Source organism: Pseudomonas sp. LABIM340, from assembly GCF_040017195.2.
In the GTDB taxonomy this organism is placed as follows: domain Bacteria; phylum Pseudomonadota; class Gammaproteobacteria; order Pseudomonadales; family Pseudomonadaceae; genus Pseudomonas.
This window is the reverse complement of sequence record NZ_CM200227.1, coordinates 2120313-2133308: the sequence shown is the minus strand read 5'-3', so window position 1 is coordinate 2133308 and position 12996 is coordinate 2120313. Positions and strand designations below refer to the sequence as shown.

General features: G+C 59.6%; 22 protein-coding genes. 11 read left to right on the top strand and 11 right to left on the bottom strand.

What is annotated here, in order from left to right:
* Positions 1 to 213 precede the first annotated feature (213 nt).
* From ABKS89_RS10120 to ABKS89_RS10090, 7 genes are all read right to left on the bottom strand, one after another.
* Entirely contained in the window at positions 214 to 501 is a 288-nt protein-coding gene (locus tag ABKS89_RS10120) for a hypothetical protein (RefSeq protein WP_348590215.1), read from the bottom strand.
* Positions 488 to 853 (bottom strand): RusA family crossover junction endodeoxyribonuclease, encoded by a 366-nt coding sequence (locus tag ABKS89_RS10115; protein WP_348590213.1) that lies wholly within the window; start codon positions 851 to 853, stop codon positions 488 to 490. The genes ABKS89_RS10120 and ABKS89_RS10115 overlap by 14 nt, the downstream gene beginning before the upstream one ends.
* A complete protein-coding gene (locus ABKS89_RS10110; RefSeq protein WP_348590212.1) occupies positions 850 to 1221 on the bottom strand; it encodes a Ref family recombination enhancement nuclease in 372 nt (123 codons plus the stop codon). Before ABKS89_RS10110 ends, ABKS89_RS10115 begins: the two co-directional genes overlap by 4 nt.
* Positions 1218 to 1454, bottom strand: coding sequence for a hypothetical protein (locus tag ABKS89_RS10105; protein WP_348590211.1), 237 nt, complete (start codon positions 1452 to 1454; stop codon positions 1218 to 1220). The genes ABKS89_RS10110 and ABKS89_RS10105 overlap by 4 nt, the downstream gene beginning before the upstream one ends.
* A complete protein-coding gene (locus ABKS89_RS10100; protein WP_518301006.1) occupies positions 1451 to 2323 on the bottom strand; it encodes a helix-turn-helix domain-containing protein in 873 nt (290 codons plus the stop codon). Before ABKS89_RS10100 ends, ABKS89_RS10105 begins: the two co-directional genes overlap by 4 nt.
* A gap of 124 nt (positions 2324 to 2447) precedes the next feature.
* Positions 2448 to 2882 (bottom strand): phage regulatory CII family protein, encoded by a 435-nt coding sequence (locus ABKS89_RS10095; protein ID WP_348589416.1) that lies wholly within the window; start codon positions 2880 to 2882, stop codon positions 2448 to 2450.
* A 65-nt stretch (positions 2883 to 2947) separates the two neighbouring features.
* Positions 2948 to 3130: a helix-turn-helix domain-containing protein gene (locus ABKS89_RS10090; protein ID WP_348589417.1), complete on the bottom strand. Its 183-nt coding sequence runs from the start codon at positions 3128 to 3130 to the stop codon at positions 2948 to 2950.
* A 95-nt stretch (positions 3131 to 3225) separates the two neighbouring features.
* Here ABKS89_RS10090 and ABKS89_RS10085 point away from each other — a divergent pair, with 95 nt between their 5' ends.
* The 5 genes from ABKS89_RS10085 to ABKS89_RS10065 all read left to right on the top strand — a co-directional run bounded on the left by ABKS89_RS10085 (position 3226) and on the right by ABKS89_RS10065 (position 6892).
* Positions 3226 to 4047 carry an XRE family transcriptional regulator gene (locus tag ABKS89_RS10085; protein WP_348589418.1) on the top strand — a complete coding sequence of 274 codons (822 nt, stop codon included), beginning with the start codon at positions 3226 to 3228 and terminating at the stop codon, positions 4045 to 4047.
* 45 nt (positions 4048 to 4092) lie between these two features.
* Entirely contained in the window at positions 4093 to 4836 is a 744-nt protein-coding gene (locus tag ABKS89_RS10080) for a HipA family kinase (RefSeq protein ID WP_348589419.1), read from the top strand.
* Positions 4833 to 5666, top strand: coding sequence for a DUF3037 domain-containing protein (locus ABKS89_RS10075; RefSeq protein WP_348589420.1), 834 nt, complete (start codon positions 4833 to 4835; stop codon positions 5664 to 5666). Before ABKS89_RS10080 ends, ABKS89_RS10075 begins: the two co-directional genes overlap by 4 nt.
* A gap of 93 nt (positions 5667 to 5759) precedes the next feature.
* Positions 5760 to 6221 (top strand): hypothetical protein, encoded by a 462-nt coding sequence (locus tag ABKS89_RS10070; protein WP_348589421.1) that lies wholly within the window; start codon positions 5760 to 5762, stop codon positions 6219 to 6221.
* Positions 6218 to 6892: a hypothetical protein gene (locus ABKS89_RS10065; protein ID WP_348589423.1), complete on the top strand. Its 675-nt coding sequence runs from the start codon at positions 6218 to 6220 to the stop codon at positions 6890 to 6892. Before ABKS89_RS10070 ends, ABKS89_RS10065 begins: the two co-directional genes overlap by 4 nt.
* Before the next feature lie 100 nt (positions 6893 to 6992).
* Here the strand turns inward: ABKS89_RS10065 and ABKS89_RS10060 are convergent, their stop codons facing one another.
* On the bottom strand, positions 6993 to 7331 hold the full coding sequence (locus ABKS89_RS10060) for a DUF1654 domain-containing protein (protein ID WP_348589425.1): 339 nt from the start codon (positions 7329 to 7331) through the stop codon (positions 6993 to 6995).
* 589 nt (positions 7332 to 7920) lie between these two features.
* Here ABKS89_RS10060 and ABKS89_RS10055 point away from each other — a divergent pair.
* From ABKS89_RS10055 to ABKS89_RS10045, 3 genes are all read left to right on the top strand, one after another.
* Positions 7921 to 8448: a hypothetical protein gene (locus ABKS89_RS10055; protein ID WP_348589427.1), complete on the top strand. Its 528-nt coding sequence runs from the start codon at positions 7921 to 7923 to the stop codon at positions 8446 to 8448.
* Positions 8449 to 8781: 333 nt separating this feature from the next.
* Positions 8782 to 9042 (top strand): hypothetical protein, encoded by a 261-nt coding sequence (locus ABKS89_RS10050; protein WP_348589428.1) that lies wholly within the window; start codon positions 8782 to 8784, stop codon positions 9040 to 9042.
* On the top strand, positions 9042 to 9362 hold the full coding sequence (locus ABKS89_RS10045; protein ID WP_348589429.1) for a hypothetical protein: 321 nt from the start codon (positions 9042 to 9044) through the stop codon (positions 9360 to 9362). Before ABKS89_RS10050 ends, ABKS89_RS10045 begins: the two co-directional genes overlap by 1 nt.
* Here the strand turns inward: ABKS89_RS10045 and ABKS89_RS10040 are convergent.
* Both ABKS89_RS10040 and ABKS89_RS10035 read right to left on the bottom strand, forming a co-directional pair.
* Positions 9355 to 9960: a hypothetical protein gene (locus ABKS89_RS10040; protein ID WP_348589430.1), complete on the bottom strand. Its 606-nt coding sequence runs from the start codon at positions 9958 to 9960 to the stop codon at positions 9355 to 9357. The genes ABKS89_RS10045 and ABKS89_RS10040 overlap by 8 nt on opposite strands.
* A gap of 104 nt (positions 9961 to 10064) precedes the next feature.
* Entirely contained in the window at positions 10065 to 10151 is an 87-nt protein-coding gene (locus ABKS89_RS10035; RefSeq protein WP_518301040.1) for a YceK/YidQ family lipoprotein, read from the bottom strand.
* A 250-nt stretch (positions 10152 to 10401) separates the two neighbouring features.
* On the opposite strand from ABKS89_RS10035, the gene ABKS89_RS10030 reads away from it, so the two are divergent.
* Positions 10402 to 11271, top strand: coding sequence for an adenine nucleotide alpha hydrolase family protein (locus tag ABKS89_RS10030; protein WP_348589431.1), 870 nt, complete (start codon positions 10402 to 10404; stop codon positions 11269 to 11271).
* On the opposite strand, the gene ABKS89_RS10025 is transcribed toward ABKS89_RS10030, so the two are convergent.
* Positions 11268 to 11486: a hypothetical protein gene (locus ABKS89_RS10025; RefSeq protein ID WP_348589432.1), complete on the bottom strand. Its 219-nt coding sequence runs from the start codon at positions 11484 to 11486 to the stop codon at positions 11268 to 11270. The genes ABKS89_RS10030 and ABKS89_RS10025 overlap by 4 nt on opposite strands.
* 83 nt (positions 11487 to 11569) lie before the next feature.
* Between ABKS89_RS10025 and ABKS89_RS10020 the strand changes: the two genes are divergently transcribed.
* Both ABKS89_RS10020 and ABKS89_RS10015 read left to right on the top strand, forming a co-directional pair.
* Positions 11570 to 11827, top strand: coding sequence for a hypothetical protein (locus ABKS89_RS10020; protein ID WP_348589433.1), 258 nt, complete (start codon positions 11570 to 11572; stop codon positions 11825 to 11827).
* The gene (locus ABKS89_RS10015) at positions 11824 to 12585 is read left to right on the top strand and encodes a hypothetical protein (protein WP_348589435.1); all 762 of its coding nucleotides are present in this window, start codon (positions 11824 to 11826) and stop codon (positions 12583 to 12585) included. The genes ABKS89_RS10020 and ABKS89_RS10015 overlap by 4 nt, the downstream gene beginning before the upstream one ends.
* Positions 12586 to 12996: the final 411 nt, after the last annotated feature.

The window sequence follows — 12996 nt, the reverse complement described above, 5'->3', positions numbered from 1 at the left end:
ATCTGTGCTCGCTCTGCGAGCTGCCGCTCCGCCTTCGCCATCCGCGCACCGAGCGCTCTGGCGATGTCCTCGATGGGCACCTCCGCTCCGCCTCGCGCGATCCAGCCCACACCGGCGCACGCCTCGCATGGGAGCTGAAAGCTGAGCCCCTCTCGAACCCCACTCCCCCTGCACGTCCTGCAGCTTTCCACCTGGATCAGCTCACGTTTTAAGTCAGGCCCGTGCTTTTTGCGCATCTGCCCTCCTCCTCATCTCGGCGGCCAGCAGCGAGCCCTCCTCCAAGATGTCCTTGGCTTGTGCCTTCAAAAGCAGAAGGCGTTTACTGTCGGGCTTCGCGACTCGCCAAGCCCGCAGCTTCGAGCCTCCGCGCGTGCGCTTGGTGCAGGCGCCGGCGGCGAAGCGCTGGCACGCACTGTTTAAGCGGTACCGCTCCATGTTGTCCTTCTGAGCCGCCTTCAGCTCTTCGGCATTCATCGAGGCGATGTGGTCAGGTGTGAGCATCTGCCACCTCCAGCGCCTGGATAGTGACGCGGACCGCGCCACCAGGAGTGATGTCGGGCGACACCGAGAAGGTGGTGATGAAGCGGTGGTCATCCACCTTCAACGCATCCGCGATGCCATCTCGTCCGGCCTTGAAAGCGGCGAGCATGTTGTCGTCGTCCCGCTGACGTCGATCTGGAGGGACAAACTCAATGCAGAACCCAATGCGCCCCGCAGGTGCCCTGAGTGCCGCCTGCAGGCAAAGGAGCATGCAGGTGAATCGGTAGCTCTTGGCTCGCTTGCTCTTCTTCGCCCAGTGGGACCGCGCATTGGGGTTGAGCTCTCGGGGCGGCCATGGAAGCGTGACGTTCATGCCATCACCTCCGGACCATCCAGCCAGGCAAGGAACCCGGCGGGGACATCATGGCCCTCCTCGGCTACCAGCCTCGCGCAGCGCGCCAGCAGATCAGCCTGCGGCCCATAACGCTCTTCGAAGCGAACCTTGAACGGGTGGACGGCGACGCCAGGGAAACCGACAGGCCCGGTGCCCTCCTGATGGTGTCCGGCGCATAGCGGCAGGACGTACCAGTGGGCGTGAGGCTTCGTGCGCCCATCGACGTGATGGATGCTGCAGTGGTCGTTGAACACGTTGTGGCCGAAGCGGCAGGCAGCGCAGCCGACGACACGTGCGAGCAGGTCATGCCACAGTTTCTGCTCGGCGGTTGGGTTGCGTCCCTTCATGCCGGTACTCCGCACGCCTCGATATCCGCACTGATCGCCGCGAGTACTTCATCACGAGTCTGCACGTAGGCGAAGGGGATCTTGCCGCCGGGGCGAGTGACTGCGAACCGCATCAGCACGCGCTCGACTTCGGCAACGGTGTAGCCGTTCTCGGTCTGCCAGCACTTCGGGATCACCTTGCCGGAGGTGTCGCGCTTGGCGCGCCACTTCAGGGGCTCCTGGATCATGGTCATTGGTTACCTCTGGGTGCGCCTTGCTGCGCAGATGACTGGCCGGCCTTCGCGGCGCTTTGCTGCTGGAACAGGAGCGCGGCCTGCTGCCGGGAGTACTCGGCCTGTGCGTCCTCGAAGGAGGGTTTGCTGACTTTCGGCGGAGCCGGCGGCGGTTGGATGGCCCACTGGGTGCGGTATGCCTCGGCCTTGGCGAGCAGTGAGCCCAGGTCGTGGCAGTTCCGGAGCAGATACGTGTCGGCGATGCTGACGAAGTAGGCGGCCACAGCAGGGGCCTCCTCGGCGCCGAGTCGCTTCAGCAGGTCGCGGACCTGAGCGTTGACCTTGGCGTTGCGAACAGGGTCGGTGCCGTAGCGATTCCGATACGCCGCGGCGTATGCCACCCAGATGGCCCGGCAGCCTTCCTGACGAATCAACTCTTCGGCGGGCAGGCCGGAACCGGCCGGCGAATGGTTCTTTGATGGTTCTACTGATGGTTCTATTACGGTTCTGGGTGCAGCATCTGCGGGGGTGGGGTGCAGCTCCTGCGGGGGTTGGGGTGCAGCAAGTGCGGGGGTGGGTGCAGCTACTGCGGGGGTGCATTTCTTTCGGGGGTGAACCTGCTGCGGGGGTGCAAATGCTGCGGGGGTCACGGTAAACATGGTCGACCGCCCCTGGCGCGCTTCAATGCTCAGCGCCTTGGACTTGTTCAGCACCTTGATGGCCTGCTGCACGGCACGCTCGGATAGGCAGGTGCGCTCTGCGATCTTCGCCACCGAAGGCCAGCACACGCCTTCGTCGTTTGCGTTATCCGCCAGGCTGATCAGCACAGCCTTCTGTGCTGGCGTCAGCCCCTGCAACGGCCAGCAGGCCGACATGATGATGGTGCTCATTGGCAGAGCTCCCAGGAGGGCGCGCCACAATTCGCCATCGTGGGATTTCGTGGCGCGCTGTTGTTCGATCCGGTCTTCGTGGGCATGCGTCCCGCACTCCCCCCGCACTCCCCGTCGCTTGTTCTCATCGCACGCCGACCTTCGCGCGGGCGGTCTCGATGACGACTTCGATCTTGTCCTGCGCCTCACGCCCCTCCCGTTCGATTCGCTTGAACTCAATCCGCGTGACAACGCCATCGGCCAGCGCCTCGATGGCAGCCTTCGTCACGTCTGCCGCTTCGCTCGCCATCGCCAGTGTTGCGTTTGCCAAGCAGTCGGCCGGCTGAACATCGCGGCGAACCAGGTGAAAGCCAAAGTTGTGCGCCAGCTCCTGCAGCGGCCGGAGATCGCCGGTGTGCAGCAGGATCTGGTAGAGGTGATTGATGGTCAGCTTGTGCGAGTCGTTGTCCGGGTTCGCGCGCTGCAGCAGGCTCACATGCGGCAAGCCCATCTTGGCTGCCAGCTCCTTCGCCCCGGCGTCTTCTACTGCGCCGTGGCACGCCCTCAGGAACTCTTGCATTCGTAAATCCTCTGGATTCTTTCCGTGGAGCCCGGACTGGGCTGCTGGCAATCTGTAGCTACAGGTCAGGCGGCGGAGGGAACGCGCTCGTTGTAGAGCCGCTCGATTTCCTTCCCGGTCTCGTACCGGACCCCCGCGCCCTTGGATGCCCTGTGGATGGTGGGCTGGGTCGTGCCTGCAAGGACGGCAATGGCTTTCTGTGAAAGCCCCTGCTCGACCAGCGCAGCGATCATTTCCTTGACGGTCATGGAGACCTCCAATGCGCTTTCGTATTATTTATAATACGCACACGTATTGATACGAGCAATACACTCGGGCAATACGTTTTTCTATTGGCGAAACCATGAACATTGGCGAACGGATCGAAGCTGAGATGCAAAAGCTCGAGTGGAGCGAGGGAGAGCTCGCCCGCCGCGCCGGCATCAATCAGCCCACCGTGCACCGCATCATCAAGGGCGAATCGAAGAGCCCCAGGCGCGATAACATCGAGGCCATTGCCAAGGCCTTCGGCTGCTCTGTCGAGTGGCTATGGACTGGGATCGGGACCGCGCCGCTTGGAAGACGCGCAGACACGTCGGCGACGGGCTCTGCCGCCAAGGTAATGGAGATGCTGGAAAAGCACGGCAAGGGCCTCGGCGCCGCTGCGCGCCAGCAGATTCTGCAGGCGGCCGCAGAAGATGTGCAGGCCGCCGCCTGCTCGAATGTGATAGCTGCCGACTTCTCCCGCCCTGGCCCGGTAGGCGATGAGATCAGCATTGCGCACTACGACATCCGCGGCGCCATGGGGAACGGCCAGGTGCCGGCCGACTACATGGAAATGCTCCGTGACGTGAAGGTCAGCCAGGAGCAGCTGCGCAAGATCGGCGTCACCTACGACGATCCGAATCACCTGAAGATGGTGTACGGCTGGGGTAACTCGATGTACCCCACCATCAAGCATGCTGACCCGATGATCGTGAACATCAGCGTTCAGGCGTTCAACGGGGATGGGGTGTTCATCTTCACCTGGCAGGGGCACCTCTACATCAAGCGTCTGCAGGTGCACGATGCCGAGCATTTCGACATGATCTCGGATAATAAGCAGCACAAGGATAGGGTCATCCGGATGGATGAGACCTACATCCATGCGCGTGTGCTGCTGGTCTGGAACGCACAGTTGGTTTGAGTAACTGAGGCTTGGACCTCGAGCCTAGGCAAGCAAGGGACCTGAATGCCAAAACACGTAATCGCCGAGGAGATCATCCGCCAAAGTGATCAGGGTGTGTCAGTACGACCATTCCTAATCAGGGCAAACGATGGTCATCGCTACTTCGTGAAGGGGCTGAACCGTGCCGGCGGGCCCTCTTTGATATCCGAGGTAATCGCCGCTGAGCTAGGCACCTACTTGGGGCTTCCGATTCCTGAGTGGTGCCTCATGGATATCCCCCAGGGCCTGATTGATTTCAGCTCTGCCGATAATGTTACGGACTTGTCTGGAGGCCCTGCATTCGCATCCAGGCAGGTTGATAACGTCAACGAGCTGATGTGGGCCGGCTTGAGGAATGTCCCGCTTGAGCTCCAGCGTAAAGTGCTGGTCTTTGATTGGTGGATTCAGAACGGGGACCGTACCCTTGGGGAGCTGGGAGGGAACGTTAACCTCTTACTGGACTCTACAGGGAACCTGGTTGTGATCGATCACAACGTCGCTTTCGATGCCACGTTGACTGCAGCAGAGTTCTGCCACAATCACGTTTTTCGTGACCAGTTGGGACATCTCCAAGACCTAGTCACTCGTCAGGATTACCAACGTGAGCTTGACGCAGCGCTTGCCCAGTGGGATAGGATTTCCTCCCTGCTACCGGTAGAGTGGCTTTACCGGGATCAGGATGAGATCGACGAAACTGAACCGACACTGCGTCAAAGGTATGCAACGCTGCAACTGTTCAGGGATGAGCGCTTCTGGGGGCAGCTATGAACTACTTCTGCAATTATTCGATACTCCGTTTCCTCCCTTACCCTGAGACAGGGGAATTCGTGAATATCGGAGTGGTTCTGCTGGCCAGCAACGGTGAGTTTCGTTACAAGATCGAAACCAAGCGCCAACGCGTGACCCAGTTCTTCCATAAGCTCGATTCGAAAATCTACATCCGTGCGCGCACAGAAGTAGATCAAGAGCTCGCCCGTCTCTCGAGCTTCTTCAGCAAGCACAGTCAGCAGCAGTCGACGCAGCTCGCAGCGTTCAAAAGCCTCATTCTTCCCCGCGAAACGATGATGCGCTTCAGCTCACCAGGAACCATCGCAGTAGATCGGGTCGACGAAGCTCTTGAGTCCATCTTCGATCACTACATCAATTTGAGCTTCGCCAGCAAAGAGTACGAGGAGAAGGTTCTAGAGCGTCAGTTGGGACACCTTCTAGCAGCAGCAAATCTCAAGCAGCGCTACAAGGAGGATCGACTGGGTACTAGCGACTACCCCGTGAAATTCCCCTACGTATTGCTGGATGAAGAGGGGGCGGCGCAAGCCATCAAGCCCATTCATCTAGGACACGATGAGCCCGCCAAAATCCTTGAGCATGGAGATGCTTGGCTGGCGAAAGTCCGGAGACTCAAGAAGGTCCAACTGCTGGCGCGTGACACGCTGTTTATCGCATCTCCACCAGCACATAAGCCGAAGTTGGCCGCGGCCTATACCGACATCGTGGATCAGCTCGCTGAGATAGATTCGGTGCGAGTGGTCAGCAACTCACTACCCGAGCAGCTCTTGCTAGATGAGATTCGCAAAGGGATTCCCGAGTCAATTCACTGAGAAGAGCCCCGCACCGCGGGGCTTTTCGTTTCTTGCCTTTCCTCTAGCTTCAAAGGTGCATAGCATTCAGCCATCACCGCATGGAGCATCCTCATGGCACGACGCCGTCCGCAAACATTCCAGTCCTGGGCCCTAGGCCTCATCGGCGTGCTCATCACCTGCGTGGTGATGTACTACGCGAGGGTGGCAGCGATCGAATACATGGCTGAGCGCCAGATCGAGCGTGCTCAGGCAACCATGGCGAAGATCCAGGAGCAGGCCGCGCGCCAGCAACAGCAGCTCCACCCTGCACCACCACCTCCTCGCCAAGTCGATCAGTACGACGCCCAGGTCATGAAGGCTGCAGCCGAGTCACAGCGCCAGCATGACGCTGCATGGGACAAGTTCTACCAAGTGCCCCGGGGCTGCGATAACTGGAAGACTGACCAGCAGATGGTTGAGTGTCAAAACCACAAGCTCAGGGCCAAGCGTGACTTCGAGCAGCAGTGGGCAACCAGCAGGCTCGAGAAGTCGGAAGCTGAACGCGGTCAGAAACAGGAAGGAAGCAATCTATGAACCCCGTATGCGACTACCAGAGCCTTCTAGAGCGCCTTGACGCTCGCTTTAGGTATGACCTCTCGATTACTGGAAAGAACTCACTTCTCATTGGAATCTGCTTTGCTCGACCATCATCGCAACTGGCAAAGAGCGACATCATCCCCCAGATCCCGGACTGGCATTACAGAAGCGGAAACAGCGCTGACTTTTTCTTCGCGGGATTCTCAGACCATCCACGAGACGAGAGCTCTGTCGAACTGGATCTCGTAGTACAACGCAGGTGGTACTACAACTCGAGAGCTTTCAATGAGTTTCGACGAGACATCGAGGAACGCACAAGCTGGCAATACAGTGGAGCCTCGGATCTGATCCTATGCGTGGCGAAATGGGATCGGCGCCGCGAGCAAGCAAAAATCGATTTCTCGCTGGCAATCGCCTGCCAACTCGACTCGATGAAAGACACCAAAGCGTTTGCTTCAGTGGAGCAGTACTTTGAGGAAATATTCAGATACGCGGAAAATAACCATTTGGCACCGAACATCGTTGAACTCAGTGACCGCTTAGGCGCCCAACGCGCAGGGCAGGAACTCAAGCGAGCAGTGCTCTCCCTATTACCCAGCCAGGTAGGGTCTGCATTCGACAGAATCGCTCCCCATGCCGTGAAAAACATCGGAAACAAAGCACGGTAGGAAGGGACGAGAACAGTGCCCTTGCCGCGCAGGCGTGCCGCTACCCGCCCGCAGCAAAGCTAAGCCGCATCGATTGGTGCGGCCTCGTGTCCCCTTCCCCTCAGAACGGCGCGGGCTGGTCGTGCAAGTACTGCACCTTGAAGTCCGCCGGTAGTTCCTCCTCTTCTCCCTGGGCGCCCTCGCCCTCCTCCCCGCTCGGCTGCCATTCCATAACCGCCGTCCCGTCCTCGAGCTTGGTTACCGTCAGGCCATCGGTCTCGGCCAGCTCCCCCATCACTTGGCTCCACGCCTCGTCCGTATCGCTGTCCAGACGCCAGATCACCACGCGCCGATCGGCCTGAGCCTTGGGGCTTCCCACCATCGCTGAGATCCGCAGGCGCAGCCGGTCCAGCTCATGGAGGCCGCTTTCCTTGGTTGCCGAGACCGCTTGCTTCGTCATTACCATAGCTCCCCGCCAATACTGTATGCACATACAGTACTCAGAAACGAATCGCTCTTCAATGGGTTTCCGGCCTTCTCACGTTTTGAAATTTCAATACGTAAGCGTATTGACGCGCTCGATACATCTTCGTATTGTTGATTCAACGCCAACGTATTACGGCGCCAGGCCACCGAGCCGACCGCTCTTTAACAACGCACCCAATGACGAATACAGCACCTGCCGCTACCGGCGACCGGCGCACCCATCCAGAGGCCAACTGAGGGGCTGAAGGGTGGAGCGCGGCGAAATGCCAAACCGTGTGAATGACCCGGCAAGCAGGTGCGAGGACCAGAGCCACCGTAGTGGACTGGGGAGACATCGAATCGAATTAGCGCGCCAAGCCTCGGCGAACGGCGCGCCGGACCTCTCGTCGTGTGCCCGACACCAACTGGGCACCGGGGCTGCACGCGGCGAGTTGCATATGCCCGATGACCATGGCGAAACGAGAACGACGCGCACGGCGCCATGACCAGGGAAGCCCCAAGCCAAACGACCTGAAGGCCTGAGCTGCACGCATCGGCGGCGGGCCATACGTACATCGCTGAGCATGCAGCCGCGCAAGACCCCAGCAGGTGCGCGCGGCGCCAATGCATCACTGAAGCGCCTTCCCCAGAGGGCGCTTTGGGATGACACCAACCGAGTAATGAATATGAGCCGAAATATGATCGGACCGGATCACTACCGGTTCATCGACACCATCGATCCGGACGGCGTGGAGATCATCTGCATCACATACGTCGTCACCCGAGAAACCGAGCGCTGCTACTTCGTTATGCGCGACCACGACGCACGCCGGGCACCACTGATGTCACCGGAATGGGTGAAGCGCCTGACCAAGCGAGTGGCAAAGGTTTCAGCGAAGCGCTTCTGCTATCCGGACCTGGCGCAAGCCATGGACTCCTACCGTCGCCGCAAGGCTTTCCAGGTTGGCCACGGCAAGGTGGCGGCCGCTAGAGCTGAGGCCGGACTTGCTGCCGCCCAGAAGCTGCTGGAAGCCCCGGAGCTGATAACCGCAGCAGCAGTTCGTTGCGAGGGCGGCGACTACATCAAGCAGCTCAACTGGGGCGATTGCTGAGCATCACTTCTGCCGCTTCAGCGAGGCGGCAGCGGGATGCGTTAGAGCATCAGCGAAACCCAAGCCAGTGCGCCCGTGCACATGCCCGCGGGTAACTCAGCAGGAGGCCGCAGCCATGTAACCGACAGCCCTGGCAGTTCGGCAACAAGCCGGGCGCGCCGCGAAACACTCACATACGGCGGTGTTTGTGAGACCCGGAAAGGCCCTGTCGGACGGGCCTTTCCACCTTCCCCCTGAATCCTTTCGAGAGCACTCCTCCGCGGCGCCCACCGGCGCACAGCCGCGCGCTGGAGTGCTGCCCAAAGGAAGCCACCACCAGACGAGGTGATCGCCATGCAACAGCTGAACATTCGCCCGCAGCTGGCCCAGCTGCTGACCCTGTCCGCCGCCGCCCGCGCCGCCTTCGAAGAACGCCGCACCGTGGTGGTGGAGAAGCCGGCCTACCAGGTACGACCCACCGGTCGCGGCTTCTTCCACATCATCGACACCACCACCGACAAGGCTGCCGGCTTCCGCCGTTCCTACGCCGAGGCGGTCGCCTACGCCAAGCGCCTAGCGATCATCAAGCGCGACGACATAGGGGCGGAAGGCTGATGGCCAAGTCCCAGAAGGAACGCAGCAAGGCCTCGGCCGAGAAGCGCCAGCGCCTGGACGAGACCGAGCTGCGCCATCGGGTGCGCCGCGGTACTCGCGCCATGCTGGAGAACCTGATGCGCTGGCACGGCATCGAGGAAATCTCTGAAGCAGTTCAGCTCCTGATCATGCATGCCCATGACCTGGGCCCGGAAGGCTCCACGCCCTTCCTCGCTATTCCGCGCCACGATTTCAAACCATCGGAATTCGTGGAGCGGCAACTCGAAAGGCTCGGCCGGCAAGAGGCCGAGCGCCTCGACCGTGAAGATGCACTCAGCTAGCAGGGAACATCACAGCTAGATCCGGGGAATCGGAAAGCAAATCGCGCTTAAAAGCATCCATTTCCGCTTGTAGATCCTCCTCAGAAGAGACTCCGCACGGCGGAATTCTGTGCGGGCCGTCGGCATAGATAATCCTTTTCGCCGCTTCTTGCTCTGCTTCATGCCTCGTTATGGCGATTGCGATTGCCCAAACAGCGCACTCTGCCAACAGAACTGCCTCCCAAAACTCCGTTGGGGCTTTCCCCTCTCCGAAATACTCCCGGAGGTCGACAAGCTCCATTGAGTCCTTGTCATATGGCTCATGAGCAAGAACCCTGGATCGTAACTTAGCTAGTCCTTTCCACCGGCGAATTCGCTTAACCAAAGGGCTGGCCAACTCAAGTGTTCTGCGAATTTCGGCATCGTCTTTTCCCATCCCCGAAAGGCGCTTCCACTCTTGATCAAACGAATGCACACATATCAAGAGGTAGCTCGCTAAGCTCTCTCTAAGATCCTGCCGGGGAATGGATTTCGCTGGCCTCAAGGCATCTTCCAAGAAACGCTTCAACGCCGAAAGGCTCATTAAGCACTTCTGCAGTCTGGTCAGATCGAACGGCATAGAAATCCTTCCCTTAAGGCCAGATTTGGCCTCATCGATACTGCCCCTCATACCGCAAAATGCCAATAACTGCCTACCCGTTGCCCCCCCCGCGCGGCGGCGCTCTACCAATTGCAGGATCGGTTATCGATCAAGTCGAGAGGCAGCAGCACAGTGTCGAGCGCTGCAGAGAATGGCAGGTCAACGATCATCAGTGGGCCCACAACGTCCCACGATTTCAGATCGAGCTGCACGCCATGTACAGGCATGGATCGAACAGATGCCCCAATGAACTCGCACAGCCATTCGTGCTGAGCACCACAAGGGCAGCTGATATCGCCCTGAACCACATCCTCATACGAATCCGCTCCTTCGTTGGAGCGAGAACCCTGATGACCAGCTCCTTCCGTCGCAATAGGACGTTTCTTAAGTGCACGAGGCGACGGTCTCCCTGGAGAAAGCATGTCCCCCTATCGTATTACTGGGCCGGCGCAGATCGGCTTCAGCGGCGGGCGCTCGTCCGGCTTTATGCTTTACCACATCCTCGAGGAGCACGGCGGACAGCTTCCTAGCGACGTGCACGTGACCTTCCAGAACACTGGCAAGGAACGGCCGGAAACGCTGGACTTCATCCGCGAGTGTCAGCGCCACTGGAGCGTGCCGATCACCTGGCTGGAGTTTGATGGAGTGTATGGCCAGGGCCTTAGCTGGAAGGTGGTCAACTACGAGACAGCCAGCCGCGAAGGTCAGCCCTTTGACATGATGCTCCGCTATTACGTCGACTACCGCAGAGAGGAGAAAGGCGAGCCGCCAATCCTGCCGAACCCAGTCAACCGCATGTGCACCGACCGCATGAAGATCAAGGCTAGCACCTGGTTCATGCGCGACGAGCTAGGCCTCAACTCCTGGGACGCAATCATCGGCATTCGCGCCGATGAGCCAAAGCGATATCACCGGATGATGGCTGCCAACCAGAAGGGCTCGAACCGCTGGGACAACGTCACCCCGATGTATCACGCCGGCGTGCTGAAGACAGACGTCAACAACTTCTGGGCGCGACAACTGTTCGATCTGGGTATCGATTCCGACCTGGGAAATTGCGACCTATGCTTTCTCAAGTCGCCCGAGAAGATCTTGCGCGCCATCGTAGAAAACCCCGAGTGCGCTCGGTGGTGGATCGAAGCAGAGGAACGCAGTGGCCAGGTCTTCCGGAAGGACCGCCCAAACTACCGAGCCCTGGCATGGATGGCCGATCAGATCAGGCGCCAGATGCCTCTAGGGCTGGACTTCTCCGACGAGGAAGACCTGATCGACTGCATGTGTGGAGACTAGTCCAGCTTCTTGAACGAAACGTGATTCGTGAAGGGCGGGTAGATCGACATGCTCTCCCTCACTTCGTACTTGGCAACCAGTTCGCCCGCCTCGTTCAACTCCTCGTAGAAGTCGATATCGGTATCTCGCCCTTTACGCTGCTCTCGCTCAGATCCTGCCTGCTTGAGTGTGTGGCCTTCGGGAATCCCGATCAGCTTCCGATGTTCTTCGCTCATTTATCTCTCCTTGATCCGGCCCCATGCCGGGCCATCCGAACCTACCCCACCTTCCAGAACTGCGCCAGCGGCACGGAGACACCATGAGCCTAAAACTCAATATCTATACCGCGGCATTCACCGCCCGCTGCCCGAATGATGGGGCCTTGATTGATTACAAGCTGGAGATTCGGACGCCAGAGACGATCATGGTGGAGCGGATTAACGAAGCCACTCGCGCACACGACGTTGGCATCCAGGAGCAGATTGCCGATCAGCTCCATGACAGTTTCGGCGGCGAGCTCCGGCTATGGGGTACTCATCAGGGTGTAGGCATCGAGTCCGTGAGGCTTTTGGAATGATTCACTACCATGGGCTGCCGATCACGCCTGACACGGCTGCCGAGCCAGCTATCAGCGGCGGTCACGCCTTTATCAGCTTCAAGAATCCGGCACAACTCGGCCTTGCTGCTCAGGTCTGTCAGTCATTCGCCATCGACAATGGCGCTTACAGCGCTTGGCGTGGAGGGAATCCAATCACTGATTGGTCTGAATTCTATGCCTGGGCAGCCGATGCGAAGCTGATACCTTCCTGTGACTTCGCAGTGGTGCCCGATGTGATCAACGGAAGCGAGGCCGACAACGACGCCCTTCTCGAAGAGTGGCCATTACCTCGCTGGTTCGGTGCGCCGGTCTGGCACATGCACGAATCGCTCGAGCGCCTTGACCGATTGGCGAGTGGATGGATGCGGCTCTGCATAGGCAGCTCGGGAGACTTCGAGCGGGTAGGAACCGATGGTTGGTGGCGCCGGATCGGACAGGCTATGCGAGTACTGTGCGACGACGACGGCCGGCCGATCTGCAAGTTACATGGGCTTCGGATGCTGGATCCAGCGGTATTCAGCCGCCTGCCTTTCGCCAGCGCAGACAGCACGAACATCGGCCGCAATATCGGCATCGACAAGAAGTGGCGAGGAACCTACGCGCCGCCTACCAAGGAGGCGCGCGCCGCGATTCTGCGAAGCCGAATCGAAGCGCAGAACGCGCCAGCACGCTGGAGTTACGAAGTGCCAGATGCCATGCCCCAGCAGTTCCGGCTCACTTCAATAGGTTCGATGTGATCTGAAGAAGGATCGCTGCCGCCGCGGCGAACGCAGCGATACTGTTCCATTTAGCCTGAGCGCGAAGCGTAGGTATGAGGGCGGCACCATTCACTACTGTCGCCTTCCAGTAGTCACCATCGGGCCTCCCTCGGAACTCTTCTGGCGGCCTCACCTTCACCACAGCCGCCACAACCCAACACCCCGCGGAGACCAAACCGGCCACTAACGAACCATTCGCAGTGATCGAAGTCCAGTCCATAGCGCTCTCCGGATAAGCCTGAGTTGCACCGAACCTACCCCACTCCGTGCCATTGCGCCATTACGGCGCGAGGAGAACCCTACCGAAGGTGATCGTCAGCACAACTGACAGTCGCGGCATCAACCCAGGCCTCAGCACGCAACGAGTCAGGCCTGTGGGATCGTAACCGC

What these genes read in the sequence shown, in the direction of transcription:
- ABKS89_RS10120 (WP_348590215.1), bottom strand. Translation starts at nt 501, where the DNA reads ATGCTCACACCTGACCACATCGCCTCGATGAATGCCGAAGAGCTGAAG.
- ABKS89_RS10115 (WP_348590213.1), bottom strand. Translation starts at nt 853, where the DNA reads ATGAACGTCACGCTTCCATGGCCGCCCCGAGAGCTCAACCCCAATGCG.
- ABKS89_RS10110 (WP_348590212.1), bottom strand. Translation starts at nt 1,221, where the DNA reads ATGAAGGGACGCAACCCAACCGCCGAGCAGAAACTGTGGCATGACCTG.
- ABKS89_RS10105 (WP_348590211.1), bottom strand. Translation starts at nt 1,454, where the DNA reads ATGACCATGATCCAGGAGCCCCTGAAGTGGCGCGCCAAGCGCGACACC.
- ABKS89_RS10100 (WP_518301006.1), bottom strand. Translation starts at nt 2,323, where the DNA reads ATGAGCACCATCATCATGTCGGCCTGCTGGCCGTTGCAGGGGCTGACG.
- ABKS89_RS10095 (WP_348589416.1), bottom strand. Translation starts at nt 2,882, where the DNA reads ATGCAAGAGTTCCTGAGGGCGTGCCACGGCGCAGTAGAAGACGCCGGG.
- ABKS89_RS10090 (WP_348589417.1), bottom strand. Translation starts at nt 3,130, where the DNA reads ATGACCGTCAAGGAAATGATCGCTGCGCTGGTCGAGCAGGGGCTTTCA.
- ABKS89_RS10085 (WP_348589418.1), top strand. Translation starts at nt 3,226, where the DNA reads ATGAACATTGGCGAACGGATCGAAGCTGAGATGCAAAAGCTCGAGTGG.
- ABKS89_RS10080 (WP_348589419.1), top strand. Translation starts at nt 4,093, where the DNA reads ATGCCAAAACACGTAATCGCCGAGGAGATCATCCGCCAAAGTGATCAG.
- ABKS89_RS10075 (WP_348589420.1), top strand. Translation starts at nt 4,833, where the DNA reads ATGAACTACTTCTGCAATTATTCGATACTCCGTTTCCTCCCTTACCCT.
- ABKS89_RS10070 (WP_348589421.1), top strand. Translation starts at nt 5,760, where the DNA reads ATGGCACGACGCCGTCCGCAAACATTCCAGTCCTGGGCCCTAGGCCTC.
- ABKS89_RS10065 (WP_348589423.1), top strand. Translation starts at nt 6,218, where the DNA reads ATGAACCCCGTATGCGACTACCAGAGCCTTCTAGAGCGCCTTGACGCT.
- ABKS89_RS10060 (WP_348589425.1), bottom strand. Translation starts at nt 7,331, where the DNA reads ATGACGAAGCAAGCGGTCTCGGCAACCAAGGAAAGCGGCCTCCATGAG.
- ABKS89_RS10055 (WP_348589427.1), top strand. Translation starts at nt 7,921, where the DNA reads ATGCAGCCGCGCAAGACCCCAGCAGGTGCGCGCGGCGCCAATGCATCA.
- ABKS89_RS10050 (WP_348589428.1), top strand. Translation starts at nt 8,782, where the DNA reads ATGCAACAGCTGAACATTCGCCCGCAGCTGGCCCAGCTGCTGACCCTG.
- ABKS89_RS10045 (WP_348589429.1), top strand. Translation starts at nt 9,042, where the DNA reads ATGGCCAAGTCCCAGAAGGAACGCAGCAAGGCCTCGGCCGAGAAGCGC.
- ABKS89_RS10040 (WP_348589430.1), bottom strand. Translation starts at nt 9,960, where the DNA reads ATGCCGTTCGATCTGACCAGACTGCAGAAGTGCTTAATGAGCCTTTCG.
- ABKS89_RS10035 (WP_518301040.1), bottom strand. Translation starts at nt 10,151, where the DNA reads ATGATCGTTGACCTGCCATTCTCTGCAGCGCTCGACACTGTGCTGCTG.
- ABKS89_RS10030 (WP_348589431.1), top strand. Translation starts at nt 10,402, where the DNA reads ATGTCCCCCTATCGTATTACTGGGCCGGCGCAGATCGGCTTCAGCGGC.
- ABKS89_RS10025 (WP_348589432.1), bottom strand. Translation starts at nt 11,486, where the DNA reads ATGAGCGAAGAACATCGGAAGCTGATCGGGATTCCCGAAGGCCACACA.
- ABKS89_RS10020 (WP_348589433.1), top strand. Translation starts at nt 11,570, where the DNA reads ATGAGCCTAAAACTCAATATCTATACCGCGGCATTCACCGCCCGCTGC.
- ABKS89_RS10015 (WP_348589435.1), top strand. Translation starts at nt 11,824, where the DNA reads ATGATTCACTACCATGGGCTGCCGATCACGCCTGACACGGCTGCCGAG.